Source organism: Tardiphaga sp., assembly GCF_028290785.1.
Taxonomy (GTDB): domain Bacteria; phylum Pseudomonadota; class Alphaproteobacteria; order Rhizobiales; family Xanthobacteraceae; genus Tardiphaga.
In genome coordinates this window covers 1-13,337 of sequence record NZ_JAQGJD010000308.1, presented here as the reverse complement: position 1 = coordinate 13,337, position 13,337 = coordinate 1, and the positions used below count along the sequence as shown (strand labels likewise).

Genomic DNA, 13,337 nt, shown 5'->3' with positions numbered 1-13,337 from the left:
GATCGACGATCTTGACCGGCTGCCCCATGCTCAGAACATAGACCGATGCATCGGAATGCTGCGCGTTCATCGCGTGCGTCGCCGCGGTGACGACGAGGTCGCAGGCTTCGCGGATCGTCATGAAGTAGCGCACCATGTCGGGATGGGTCACGGTCACCGGGCCGCCGGCTTCGATCTGCGCCTTGAACTTCGGCACCACCGAGCCGTTTGACGCCAGCACGTTGCCGAACCGCACCGAGATCAGGCGCATCGGCGACTTCGCATCAGCGCCGCTGATGGCGTCGCCGTCGAGCGCCTGACAGTACATTTCGGCAAACCGCTTGGTCAGGCCGAGCATCGACACCGGCTCGATCGCCTTGTCGGTGGAAATCATCACCATGGCGTCGGCGCCCGACGCCAGCGCCGCATCGGCGACATTGACCGATCCGAAAATATTGGTCTTGACGCCCTCGCCCCAATCGCGCTCCAGGATCGGCACGTGTTTCAGCGCCGCGGCGTGAAACACCGCGTCCGGCTTGAACGCGATCATCAACTGGTGAATCCGTTCGCGATCGCGGACGTCGGCGATGCGGCCCTCGATCACGGCGTGGGTGACCTTGGCGGCGAGCTTTTCAGTCGCCGCGTGCAAGGCCGGTTCGGAATTCTCGATGATCAGCAGCCGCGCCGCGCCAAAGGTGATGACGCGGTCGCAGATCTCATAGCCGATCGAGCCGCCGCCGCCGGTGACCACGATGGCCTTGCCGCGCACGAAATTTTCCAGCCTGGCATAGTCGATCTTGACGCTCGGCCGCAGCAACAGGTCCTCGACGGCCACCGGCGCGAGTTGCGGCGTGTCGCGGCTCTCTTCCAGCGAAGGCAGCCGGCTGACGATCAGGCCGAGTTTACGCGCCCGCATCAGCACCGCTTCCGGCTGCGCATCGGTCTCGAAGGCCGACGGCGTCATCACCACGCGCTCGATTGGCCGGCTGCGGGTCTTGAAATCGTCAACCACGTTGGCGAGGTCGTCGATGGCGCCGAGCACCGGCACGCCGCGAATGGTCTGGCTGCGGTCCGACATCGCCGGCGACAGGATGCCGACCGGCCACAGCCGCTTCACCGCACCCGACTCGATCCCGCGCAAAAACACCTCGACGTCGGCAGCGCGGCCGATCAGCAGCGTGGGTGCTGCATCCATCGCGCGGGCCTGGTTGCGGGTGCGGGTGTAGCGGAAATAGCGATAGGCCAGCCGCGGCCCGCTGAGGAAGGCGACTTCGATGAACCAGTAGATGACGATGGTGGTCTTGCCGAGAAAGAACGTGCCGTAGACGTTCGGCGCCAGGAAGATGTAGTCGAGCACCAGCAATGCGACCGACAGCACGCTGGCAGCGCGCAGGATGTTGAGCAGGTCCGGCAGCGAGATGAAGCGCCATTTCGTCGTCGTCAGGCTGAACATGTAGCAGACGAAGAAGCTGAAGATCACAAAATACGGCAGGATCGTCAGCAGCAGCGGCAGCCGGTCCCACAGGTTTTCGCCATCGAAACGCAACACGAAGCTGAGGATCACGGCGAGCGCGGTGACCAGCGCATCGTGCAGCGCAATGATCCAGTTGCGCCAGGTGAAGTTGAAGATGCGGGACATCAGCATTCCGATCCCGAAGCCTGCGCGCGGTTCATTTCGCGCCTCCGCGGGCACGCTCGACCAGCGACGTGGTGCTGAAACCCTGCAAGATATCCACCAGAATCACTTCGCCGCCTTGTGCAGTGACGACTTCGTGGCCGACCACCTGTTCGCGGGTGTAGTCGCCGCCCTTGACCAGAGTGGCGGGTGCGACCTGCGTAATGAGATTCAACGGCGTGTCTTCCTCAAAGATCACTACCAGGTCGACCGCTTCCAGCGCCGCCAGCACTTCGGCCCGGGCGCGCTCGTCCTGCATGGGACGTTCCGGCCCTTTCAGCCGCTTCACCGAAGCGTCACTGTTGAGGCCGACGATCAACCGGTCGCAGGTGGCGCGCGCCGCGGTCAGCACCTTGACGTGGCCAGGATGCAAAATGTCGAAACAGCCATTGGTGAAGCCGATGCGCAATTGCTGCCGGCGCCACTCTACAAGCTGCGCGTCGAGATCGGCGGGTGCCACGATCTTTTCTTCCGCGGCGAGGAAAGCATGCGGCAAGATCTTGCGGCGCCATTCCGCCGGGGTCACCACCGCGGTGCCCTTCTTGCTGACGGCCACAGCAGCGGCGGCCGTCGCTGCGCGCAACGCCGTTTCCCAGTCCGCGCCCGCGGCCAAGGCCACTGCGAGCATCGCCGCCACGGTGTCACCGGCGCCGGACACGTCGCGCACCTTCACCGGCAGCGCCGGCACGTGGATCGCCTCGCCGTCGCGCGGCACCAGGGTCATGCCGTGCTCGCTCCGGGTGATCAGCATCGCCTCGCAATCCGCCAGGATCATCGCCTCCTGCGCCGCAGTGGCAATGCTCGCATTCGAATCGGCGCGGCTGCGGGTGGCTTCGGAAAACTCCTTGCGGTTCGGCGTCAGCAGCGTGGCGCCGCGGTAGATCGCCAGGTTCGCGCTCTTCGGATCGACGATGACGCGCTTGCCGAGCTTTTTGGCGGCATCGATGATGTTGCGAATGACACGGGCAGTGAGCACGCCCTTGGCATAGTCCGACAACAGCACGATATCGGCGCGCGCCAGTTGCGGCAGGATGGTGTCGATCAACTGCTGCTCGATGGCGGACGCAGCCGGCACGGCCAGTTCCCAATCGGCACGCAGCATATGCGTCGAGAAATGCTCGGAAACGAAACGCACTTTTCGCGTGGTCGGGCGCGCGGCATCGGTCACCAGCAATGCCTCGATCAGCGGTTCCTGCGCGAGTGCCGCCTTGAGCGACCGGCCGGCATCGTCGTCGCCGATCAGGCCGACGAAGATGCACTTCGCGCCGAGCGCCGCGATATTGCGCGCGACATTGCCGGCGCCTCCGATATTGATCTCGCTGCGCTGGACCGCGATCACCGGCGCCGGGGCTTCCGGCGAAATACGCGAGACTTCGCCGTAAACGAATTCGTCGAGCATCAGGTCGCCGACGCAGAGCACGGTCTGGCGGGCAATCGCATGCGACAGGGCGTCGAAATCGAACATCAAACTCTTACCTGTTGCACTCTCAGCGAAAACGATCGGGCTGATCGAGGAACCCCGTGACGTAAGCGCCGACGGCATCTTCCAGCGACGTGAAGCCGCCATTGTAGCCGGCACCGCGCAGGCGGTCGCCTTCGCTCTGCGTAAAATACTGATAGCTGCCGCGGATCTGCTCGGGCATGTCGACATAGTCGATGTTCGGCTCGGTGCCGAGCGCCGCATAGGCCGACAGCATCAAATCCTTGAAGCTGCGGGCCTGGCCGGTACCGACATTGAAGATGCCGCTGACTTGGGGCGACGCCAGCAGCCACATCATCACGCGGACGACGTCATCGACATAGATGAAGTCGCGGCGCTGGTCGCCGTCGGCGATGCCGTCGCGGTGCGACTTGAACAGCTGGATGCCGCGGCCGGCCTTGATGTCGTCGAAGCGCTTCGCCAGCACGCTCATCATCGAGCCCTTGTGGTACTCGTTGGGCCCGAACACGTTGAAGAACTTGAGCCCGGCCCATTGCGGCGGCAGCTTTTCGCCGCGGGCAACGCGCTCAGCCACCGCCATGTCGAACAGGTGCTTGCTCCAGCCGTACAGATTCATCGGCCGCAGCGCTTTCAGCGCCGCGACGCTCTGCTCGTCGCGAAATCCCTGTGCGCCGTCGCCATAGGTCGAGGCGGAAGACGCGTAGATGAAAGGCGTATCGGTCGCGGTGCACCAGTCGAGCAGGCGCATCGACAGCCGAAAATTGGTCTCGATCACCAGGTCGCCGTCGGTGGCCGTGGTCTCGGAAATGGCGCCGAGGTGAATCACCGCATCGAGCTTGCGGCCGGCCAGCCAGGCCACCAGTTCGGCCGGCGGCACGACGTCGGCGAGCTGGCGCTTGGCGAGATTGCGCCATTTGCCATCATGGCCGAGAAAATCGCACACGGCGACGTCCCCGCGGCCGGCGTCGTTCAGCGCGGCCACCACGTTCGACCCGATAAAACCGGCCCCTCCGGTCACCAGCAGCATGAATTCCCCGATCCAATGATATGCGCCACCTTTGCCCCAGTACCGGCCTGCAGGCAACTTGGACCCTGCCATGTGGTGAAGGCAGGTGGGGACATGTTTGGAAGCATTCCCAAGTGGCTTGTTCTGCTTGGGCGGAGCGGGTACCGACTTGAACCCGGACTGGCAGCGAAGTCTTTGAAAGAATGAACCTTAATTCCTCTTATCAGGGCGTCATGGTGGATGCGGACGACACCCGTCCGATTCTGATCGTGCCCTATATGTGGATCGGCGATTTCGTCCGCGGCCATACGGTGGTGCGGGTGCTCAAGGAGCGCTGGCCGAACCGGCCGGTGGACCTGCTGGTGAACCGCCAGGTGGCGCCGGTGGTGGATTACATGCCCGGCGTGCGCAAAGGCATACTCTGGGACCTGCCGCGCAAACGGCTGGCGCTGGCCAGACAGTGGGAACTCGCGGCTAAGCTGCGCGCCGAGAACTACGGCACCGCGCTGGTGATGCCGCGGACCTGGAAATCGGCGCTGGCCCCCGCGCTGGCGGGCATCTCCGAGCGGATCGGATTCGTCGGCGAGGTCCGGTTCGGGCTGCTTAACCAGTGGCGCTGGGGCGAGAAGAAGCTGCCGCGCATGATCGACAAAAAATGTGCGCTGGCGCTCCCCGAGGGCACGCCGCTGCCGCCGGAATGGCCGGTGCCACAACTCCGGGTGACGGCGGACGAGATCGCGCGCTGGCGCGCGGCCAATGGCCTGGGCAACGGCCCTGCAGTGGCGCTGGCGCCCGGCTCGGTCGGCTCATCCAAGCGCTGGAGCTATTACGCGGAGGCCGCCCGGCTGCTGGTCGAACGGGGGCTGGACGTCTGGGTGATCGGCGGCCCCGGTGAGAAATCGCTGGCCCAGGAGATCGTCGCTGCGGCCGGTCCGAAGGCGCGCGACCTGACCACCAATGACCTTCGTAACGGTGTCATCGGAATGGCCGCCGCCGGGGTCGCGGTATCCAACGATTCCGGCCTGATGCACATCGCCGCCGCGCTGGACACGCCGACCATCGGCATTTTCGGCCCCACCGCGCCCCAACTGTGGGGGCCGCTCAATCCGCTGGCGGCGACCATCCAGACCAAGACCTTCGTGCCCTGCCAGCCCTGCCATCGGCCGGTCTGCACCCAGAACAACCACGCCTGCATGCGCGACCTTCCGGCCATCGATGTGGCCGACATCACCGCGCAGGTGCTGGCGGATTTTCAGGCGAGGATCGCGCTGTCATGACTGCCCGCGAACCCAGGCCCGCCGCCTTCCTCGACCGCGACGGCGTCATCAATTACGACGACGGCTACATGGGCACCCGGGAGCGCATCCGCTGGATGCCCAATGCAGCCAAGGCGATCCGCCGCCTCAACGACGCCGGCTATTACGTCTTCCTGTTCTCCAACCAGTCCGGCGTCGCGCGCGGCTTCTTCACCGAGGAGGAGTTGCTGACCCTGTTCGCCTGGATGCGCGCCGAGATGGCGGCGCAGGGTGCTGTGATCGACGACGTGCGTTACTGCCCGCACCATCCCGCCGGATCGGTGGCCGGTTATCTCGAGGACCACCACTGGCGCAAGCCGAGCCCCGGCATGATCCTCGATCTGATGCAGCACTGGCCGGTGCGACACGACGGCAGCTTTGTGATCGGCGATCGCGACACGGATATCGAGGCGGCGAGCGCGGCGAAGCTGCCGGGCTTTCTGTTCGCCGGCGGCGATTTAGATGCGTTCGTGGAAGATATTTTGAACAAAGTTTAGATCGCGCCTTCCCGTGTCCCGGACGCGCTGCAGCGTTCTCAGGCAATGCCCTTGCATTGCCGCCACGCTGCTGCGCAGATCCGGGATCCCGGTTTTTTTTTGCAAGCAACCGGGGCCCCGGCTTCGCGGCGCACCACGTCGCTAAGCGACGCAGTGCACCGCGTCCGGGGGAACGAGTGCAGAGATATTCTAAATCAGCGTGCGATAGACCGCGGCGATGCCATTCGCTTCCGCATCGAGGCTGAACCGGTCCAACACGCGCTTCCGTGCGCGCTCACCCATCGCGCTTGCGACAGCGGGATCGCGCAAGAGCGGCTCCAGCGCCCGTGCCAACGCCTTCGCGTCATCCGTCGGCACCAGCACGCCAGTGACGCCGTCCTCGACCGCAATCTCCGCAGCCCCTGCCCGCGTCGCCACCAGCGCCGCGCCCACCGACATCGCCTCGATCAGCGTCAAGCCGAAACCTTCGTTGCGCGAGGTGAATGCGTAGATCGTCAGCCGCTGATACCAGCGCTGCACTTGCTCGATCGGCAATTCGCCGGTAATGACGATGCGTGATGACAGCCCGGCAGCCTCGATCTTCCTTTTCAACTCGCCGGCGAAACCGAGCTGGTCCGGCGTGATCGCGCCCACGATCACGGCCGTGAAGTCCGGATAGCGCGGCAGCAATTCGCACATCGTATCGACGAACAGATCGGTCCCCTTCTGCGCGCGGACGCGGCCGAAGCAGCCGATGGCGTAGCGGCCGGGCAGCCCCACTTCCGCAAAAGCGGCGGCACGATCGGCGGGCGGCGCGTAGCGATCGGCATCGACGCCGTGGGTGACGACGGTCGCCGGGCGCTTGAGATACGACGCCGAAATATCGCTGGTGGCGATGATCGCGTCCATCTGGCGGATCAGCCAGCGCGTGATCCAGGTGTGATGGCGCTGCGCCGCGGAGGTAAAGACCAGCTTCAGCGGCCAGCCCAGCGCCTTCAGCACCACGCCTGCGATCATCTCGTTGTTGCGGCGCGCATGCCAGATCACCGGCGTGCGGCGCAGCCATAAGTTCAGCAGATCGGCAAAGCCCATCCGCACGATGCCGTCCGGCGCGTCGGAGCCGAGCCAAGCGGCGCGGAACAGTTGCGCCAGTTTCGGCGCCACCATGCGGTTGGTCGCGGTGACCCCTGAATAGCGCCAGTGCAAATTGGTCACGATCAGCTGCAGTCTGTCGGCCCTTTTGCCCGCGATCGACACATACGACTCCATTTCGACGCAATTCCTATACGCAACATTAAGCATAGTCGCCAGTTCGCGGCGCTCGAAACCCACTCTTCACCGGGAACCGGCTAGCTTTACCGCCAAAGCGGAAGAGTGAGTGCGTTCAATGACCGTTCTAGTCACCGGCGGCGCCGGCTATATCGGAAGTCACATGGTCCACGCGCTGGTGGAAGCCGGCGAAAGCGTGGTCGTCATCGACAACCTGTCGACAGGCTTCTCGCACTATCTTCCCGAAGGCGTACCGCTGTTCATCGGCGATGTCGCGGATGAAAACCTGGTCGAGGGCGTGATCTCCGCCCACGGAATCGATGCCATCATCCACTTCGCCGGCTCCGTAGTGGTGCCGGATTCGATGCGCGACCCGCTGACTTACTACCGCAACAACACCATGACGACGCGCAACCTGCTCAGCGCCGCGGTCAAGTGCGGCGTCAAGCGCTTCATCTTCTCCTCGACCGCGGCCGTTTACGGCAATCCCGATTCCACGCCGGTCGCCGAAGACGCACCGACGCGGCCGCTGTCGCCGTACGGCGCCTCGAAGCTGATGACCGAAATCATGCTGCACGACATTGCGCCGGCCTACGGCATGGAATTCGTCGTGCTGCGCTATTTCAACGTCGCCGGCGCCGACCCGCAGGGTCGCACCGGCCTCGCCACCATGGGCGCCACCCATCTGCTGAAAATCGCAGTGGAAGCCGCCACCGGTCAGCGCAGCAAGATCGACGTGTTCGGCACCGATTACCCGACTCCGGACGGCAGCTGCATGCGCGATTTCATCCATGTCAGCGACCTCGTCGAGGCGCATCGCGCCGCGCTGACCTATCTGCGCAACGGCGGCACTTCGACCACCCTGAATTGCGGCTATGGCCGCGGCTATTCGGTGCTGGAGACCATCGAGGCGGTGCGCCAGGCCTCCGGCCGCAACTTCGCGGTGCAATACGCCCCGCGGCGCGACGGCGACATCATGACCATGATCGCCGACACCAGCCGGATTCGCGCCACACTGGACTGGACGCCCGTTTACGACGACCTCGGCACCATCGCCCGGCATGCCCTGGCCTGGGAGGAGAAACTCGCCCGCGAGCGCCATGGCATTGAATTGCTGGCGAAATCCGCCTGACGCCCGGTTCCCCTCGACCGATTTCGGCTTGAAAGTCCCCGATTTAGCGGGCAATGAGACGGCTGCTTCGAAGCCTGCTTGGGCGCCTCCGGCAAATCCCTGCCCGGCGCCGTGCTGGAACGCGGATGGCCGATATTCCTCGCAAAATCACTGACGATCCCACCGGCGCCTGGGTGCTGATCCGCCGCCTGGTCACCGAACAGGCGTCCGCCTACTGGCGCCGCTACCTGGTGGCGTTCGGGCTGATGGCGATCTCGGCCGGCACCACCGCGGGCGCCGCCTACATGCTCGGCGAGGTCATCAACCAGGCCTATGTCGACAAGAGCATCCCGCGCATCGCGCTGTTCTCCGGCATTGTCGTGCTGATCTTCATCATCAAGGGTGCGGCGACCTACGGCCATACCGTGATCCTGTCGCAGATCAGCAACGCCATCCTTGCCAACAACCAGCGCCGGCTGTTCGCCAAGCTGATGAACGAGAGCATCGGCTTCTTCTCGGCGCGGCACTCCTCGGAATTCCTCGCCCGCCTCAACGCCGGCGCCAATTCGGTGACGCAGGTGCTCAGCCTGCTGATCAACGCGGTGGGCCGCGATCTGCTGTCGTTGATCGCGCTGGTCGGCGTGATGCTGATGCAAGACCCCTATATGGCGCTGTTCGGCTTCCTGATCGCCCCACCGGCGATGCTGATCCTGCGCAAGCTGGTGAAACGCATCAAGGGCCTCGCTCGCAACCAGTTCACTGGGACCGCCGACATCATGGAGACCATGCAGGAATCGCTGCAGGGTATCCGCACCGTGAAGGCATTCACGCTGGAACAGACCATGCGCGAGCGCATGGAAGCCAGCATCACCGCGGTGGAGCGCAACGCCAACAAGATGGCGCGAGTCTCGAACCGCTCCAGTCCGCTGATGGAGACGCTGGGCGGCTTCGCCATCGCCGGCTCGCTGCTGTATGGCGGCTACAGCGTGGTGGCGATGGGCGCCACGCCCGGCCAGTTCTTCTCCTTCGTCACCGCCTTCCTGCTGGCCTACGAGCCAGCCAAGCGGCTGGCGCGGCTCAACATCGACCTCAATTCCAGCCTGATCGGCGCACAGATGTTGCTGGAGATCGTCGATAGCCCGGCCTCCGAGCCGAACGACGACGACAAGCCACCGCTCAAGCTCACCGACGCACGCGTCGAGTTGCACGACGTCACGTTCCGCTACCGCCCCGACGAAATCGTGCTGAACCGCATGAGCTTCGTCGCCGAGCCCGGCCGTGTGACCGCGCTGGTCGGCCCGTCCGGCGGCGGCAAGTCCACCGTGCTGGCGCTGCTGCTGCGGCTCTACGAGGTCACCGAAGGCGATATCACCATCGACGGCCAGTCGATCTCCAACGTCTCGCGCCGCTCGCTGCGGCAGCAGACCGCTTATGTCGGTCAGGACGTCTATCTGTTCCGCGGCACGATTCTGGAGAACATCGCGTTCGGCAAGGTCGGCGCCACCGAGGACGAGATCGTCGCCGCCGCCAAGGCTGCCTGCGCGCATGATTTCATCATGGGCTTTCCGCTCGGCTACCAGACGCCGGTCGGCGAGCACGGCGCGCAGCTCTCCGGTGGCCAGCGCCAGCGCGTCGCCATCGCACGCGCGCTGGTGAAGAACGCGCCGGTGATCCTGCTCGACGAGGCCACCGCGGCGCTCGACTCCGAGTCGGAAAAATCGGTGCAGGAAGCCATCGAGCATCTCTGCCGCAACCGCACCACCATCGTCATCGCGCACCGCCTGCACACCATCATGCATGCCGACGCCATCCTCGTGATCGAGGGTGGCGAGATCGTCGAGCGCGGTCGTCATGACGACCTGCTGCGCCAGAGCGGTCGCTATGCCTCGTTCTTCAAATTGCAACATCGTGATGCCAGTCCGCTGGCCCCGCTCGACGCTCCGGCGTAACACCTGTCGTCGTCATTGCGAGCGAAGCGAAGCAATCCAGCTAGCCCGCATTACAAGAACTGGATTGCTTCGTCGCTTCGCTCCTCGCAATGACGGTGAGTGTCGTCCAACCCTTTGAGAGCCGTCCATGACCGCATCGTTCGTTATCGCCCCTCCGCCGCAGGCCGCCATCGCCGTTCAGGGCGACGACAAGAAATTCCCGGTGCGCCGCGTCTGGTGCGTGGGCCGCAATTACCTCGAGCACATCCGCGAACTCGGCAATGACGAGCGCAACCCTCCCTTCTTTTTCGCCAAGCACGCCGACATGATCGTGCCGGAAGGCAGCACGGTGCCCTACCCGACGCTGACCAAGGACATGCAGCACGAGGTCGAATTGATCGTTGCGCTGAAGAGCGGCGGCCTCAACATCTCCGCCGACAAGGCGCTCGACCATGTCTGGGGCTACGGCGTCAGCGTCGACCTGACCCGCCGCGACCTACAGATGGCGTCGCGCAAGAAAGAGCAGCCCTGGGAGATCGGCAAGTCGTTCGACATGTCGGCGCCATCCGGCGCGCTGGCGCCCGCCTCCAGGATCGGCCACCCGTCCACCGGCAAGATCTGGCTCTCGGTCAACGGCACCGAGCGGCAGAAGGGCGACCTCTCCGAGATGATCTGGAACGTCGCCGAGATCATCGCCAAACTGTCGCTGCAGGTCGAGCTCGGCGCCGGCGACGTCATCCTGACCGGCACCCCGGCCGGCGTCGCGGCCCTGCATCCCGGCGACCAGATCGAGTGCGGCGTCGATGGCATCGGCACGCTGAAGTTTGCGATCGGCGCAGCTAAGTAAGGTATGAAATCGTAGCCCGGATTGTCATCCGGGCTACGAAAAAAGCCCCGGATCGCTCCGGGGCTTTTGCAATCAGCTATACGACATCGGTCGGGCCTAAGCTCGACCTGCGAGCGGGCCTTCACGAACGGGACCCAGTTGCGCAATGACGCAACGGTCTCGGACAACCATTCTCAGGCCGCGGCGGCTGCGACGTGCGCCGTGTCAAAGTACTCATAGAACTCGATCGCCTTGCCGTTCCTGAATCGCCAGAAATCAACCTTCGGTGACTCGGCGACCTTGCCGGTGCGCCGGTTCTTCCAGGCACACGTGCCGCGCGCCACCACGACGTCGCCCTGCGCGATGAATTCGTCAATGGTGTAATGCACCATCGTCCACCCCGCATGCAGCCCGTCGAAGTATTCGCGCAGCGCATCGCGACAGTCGTAGGCCTTGGCGAATGTCAGGGGCGCCGCGCCGCGTGGGATAGAGCCGAACTGGATGTTGGCATCGGCAAGGTCCATGAAAACTTCCGCATTTTCACCACGCGTTTCACTCCAGCGGCGATACGTTTCCTTGAGTAGATCGACGTTCGCTGTCTCATCGGACATTCCATCCTCCTCATTTGCACGAAGCGGTTTTGATCGCCTTTCAGCCGTAGGATAGCGCAAGCATCTACGCAACCAAAGATTGCTGCACCAAATTACAAAAGGCCCCGGATCGCTCCGGGGCCCTTGCACAGTCAGTATCTGGGAACCGTCGATCTCAATACCGGTAATGATCCGCCTTGAACGGGCCTTCCGGCTTGACGCCGATGTAGCTCGCCTGGTCCGGACGCAGCTTGGTCAGGTTCACGCCGATCTTGGCGAGGTGCAGCATGGCAACCTTCTCGTCCAGCGACTTCGGCAGCACGTACACTTCCTTCTTGTACTTGCCGTCGGTGTTGTTGGCGTAGAGTTCGATCTGCGCCAGCGTCTGGTTGGTGAAGGATGCCGACATCACGAAGGACGGGTGACCCATGGCGTTGCCGAGGTTCACCAGGCGGCCTTCCGACAGCAGGATCATGCGGTGACCGTCCGGGAAGGTGATCTCGTCGACCTGCGGTTTGATGTTGTCCCACTTCAGGTTCTTCAGATGCGCGATCTGAATCTCGTTGTCGAAGTGGCCGATGTTGCAGACGATGGCACGAACCTTCATCGCGCGCATGTGCTCGATGGTGATGATGTCCTTGTTGCCGGTCGCGGTGACGAAGATGTCGGCGCGCGGTGCGGCGTCTTCCATGGTCACGACTTCATAGCCTTCCATCGCCGCCTGCAGCGCGCAGATCGGATCGACTTCGGACACCATGACGCGGCAGCCGGCCTGCTTCAGCGAGGCAGCCGAGCCCTTGCCGACATCGCCGAAGCCCGCGACCATCGCCACCTTGCCGGACATCATGACGTCGGTGCCGCGACGGATACCGTCGACCAGCGATTCACGGCAGCCATAGAGGTTGTCGAACTTCGATTTCGTCACGCTGTCGTTGACGTTGATCGCCGGGAACAACAGCTTGCCTTCCATCTCCATGTTGTAGAGCCGGTGCACGCCGGTGGTGGTTTCCTCCGAGACGCCCTGGATGCTCTTGGCGATCTCCGCGAAGTAGCCCTTCTGCTTTTCCTTCAACAGCCGCTTGATCAGCGCGAAGAACACTTCCTCTTCTTCCGATTCCGGCTTGTCCAGGAACTTGACGTCGCCCTGCTCGGCGCGCACGCCGTGATGCACCAGCATGGTGGCGTCGCCGCCGTCATCGAGGATCAGGTTCGGCGTACCGCCGCCGTGCCAGTCGAACAGCTTCGCGGTATAATCCCAGTATTCGGTGAGGGTCTCGCCCTTCACCGCGAAAACCGGGATGCCGGCGGCCGCAATCGCCGCCGCGGCGTGGTCCTGCGTCGAGTAGATATTGCAGGAGACCCAGCGGACGTCGGCGCCGAGCGCCGCCAGCGTCTCAATCAGGACCGCGGTCTGGATCGTCATGTGCAGCGAACCGGCAATGCGCGCCCCCTTCAGGGGCTGTTTGGGACCGTAGTCCTCCCGCGTCGCCATCAGGCCGGGCATCTCGGTCTCGGCCAGCGAGATTTCCTTGCGGCCGAACTCGGCCAGCGAGATGTCCTTGACAATGTAATCGGTGAAGGCGGGCTTCTTGGCGGTCGCGGCTGTCATGTCATTTTCCCTGATCAGATGTATTTTGGCGTATCGTACCAAGTGAAACTGGACGCTTTATGGCGCGCGCTCATCCCCGCCCCGGAGCCTACCCCCTCGCCCGCCGCGAAGATCGCGGCGAGCCTCCCCGCA

At 64.1% G+C, this 13,337-nt stretch carries 11 protein-coding genes; 5 read left to right on the top strand and 6 right to left on the bottom strand.

Annotation, left to right across the window (positions count from 1 at the left end; genetic code table 11):
- The 3 genes from JWR89_RS18860 to rfaD form a co-directional block, all read right to left on the bottom strand.
- The coding region (locus tag JWR89_RS18860; RefSeq protein ID WP_299718911.1) for an SDR family NAD(P)-dependent oxidoreductase at nucleotides 1-1,618 on the bottom strand (1,618 nt) is incomplete at its 3' end.
- A 31-nt stretch (nucleotides 1,619-1,649) separates the two neighbouring features.
- Nucleotides 1,650-3,119, bottom strand: coding sequence for a D-glycero-beta-D-manno-heptose-7-phosphate kinase (gene rfaE1, locus JWR89_RS18855; protein WP_299718909.1), 1,470 nt, complete (start codon nucleotides 3,117-3,119; stop codon nucleotides 1,650-1,652).
- 22 nt (nucleotides 3,120-3,141) lie between these two features.
- Nucleotides 3,142-4,122 (bottom strand): ADP-glyceromanno-heptose 6-epimerase, encoded by a 981-nt coding sequence (gene rfaD / locus JWR89_RS18850; protein WP_299718907.1) that lies wholly within the window; start codon nucleotides 4,120-4,122, stop codon nucleotides 3,142-3,144.
- A 182-nt stretch (nucleotides 4,123-4,304) separates the two neighbouring features.
- Here rfaD and waaF point away from each other — a divergent pair, with 182 nt between their 5' ends.
- Both waaF and JWR89_RS18840 read left to right on the top strand, forming a co-directional pair.
- Nucleotides 4,305-5,378, top strand: coding sequence for a lipopolysaccharide heptosyltransferase II (waaF, locus tag JWR89_RS18845; protein WP_299718905.1), 1,074 nt, complete (start codon nucleotides 4,305-4,307; stop codon nucleotides 5,376-5,378).
- Nucleotides 5,375-5,893: an HAD family hydrolase gene (locus JWR89_RS18840; RefSeq protein ID WP_299718903.1), complete on the top strand. Its 519-nt coding sequence runs from the start codon at nucleotides 5,375-5,377 to the stop codon at nucleotides 5,891-5,893. Before waaF ends, JWR89_RS18840 begins: the two co-directional genes overlap by 4 nt.
- A 189-nt stretch (nucleotides 5,894-6,082) precedes the next feature.
- Here the strand turns inward: JWR89_RS18840 and JWR89_RS18835 are convergent, their stop codons facing one another.
- The gene (locus JWR89_RS18835; RefSeq protein ID WP_299718901.1) at nucleotides 6,083-7,141 is read right to left on the bottom strand and encodes a glycosyltransferase family 4 protein; all 1,059 of its coding nucleotides are present in this window, start codon (nucleotides 7,139-7,141) and stop codon (nucleotides 6,083-6,085) included.
- A gap of 118 nt (nucleotides 7,142-7,259) precedes the next feature.
- On the opposite strand from JWR89_RS18835, the gene galE reads away from it, so the two are divergent.
- The 3 genes from galE (at nucleotide 7,260) to JWR89_RS18820 (ending at nucleotide 11,027) form a co-directional block, all read left to right on the top strand.
- On the top strand, nucleotides 7,260-8,273 hold the full coding sequence (galE, locus tag JWR89_RS18830; RefSeq protein WP_299718899.1) for a UDP-glucose 4-epimerase GalE: 1,014 nt from the start codon (nucleotides 7,260-7,262) through the stop codon (nucleotides 8,271-8,273).
- 125 nt (nucleotides 8,274-8,398) lie between these two features.
- Nucleotides 8,399-10,201 (top strand): ABC transporter ATP-binding protein, encoded by a 1,803-nt coding sequence (locus JWR89_RS18825; RefSeq protein ID WP_299718897.1) that lies wholly within the window; start codon nucleotides 8,399-8,401, stop codon nucleotides 10,199-10,201.
- Nucleotides 10,202-10,328: 127 nt separating this feature from the next.
- The gene (locus JWR89_RS18820) at nucleotides 10,329-11,027 is read left to right on the top strand and encodes a fumarylacetoacetate hydrolase family protein (protein WP_299718895.1); all 699 of its coding nucleotides are present in this window, start codon (nucleotides 10,329-10,331) and stop codon (nucleotides 11,025-11,027) included.
- Between the two features lie 173 nt (nucleotides 11,028-11,200).
- Here the strand turns inward: JWR89_RS18820 and JWR89_RS18815 are convergent, their stop codons facing one another.
- A complete protein-coding gene (locus tag JWR89_RS18815; RefSeq protein WP_299718894.1) occupies nucleotides 11,201-11,617 on the bottom strand; it encodes a nuclear transport factor 2 family protein in 417 nt (138 codons plus the stop codon).
- Nucleotides 11,618-11,771: 154 nt separating this feature from the next.
- Nucleotides 11,772-13,205: an adenosylhomocysteinase gene (gene ahcY / locus JWR89_RS18810; protein WP_299718892.1), complete on the bottom strand. Its 1,434-nt coding sequence runs from the start codon at nucleotides 13,203-13,205 to the stop codon at nucleotides 11,772-11,774.
- Nucleotides 13,206-13,337: the final 132 nt, after the last annotated feature.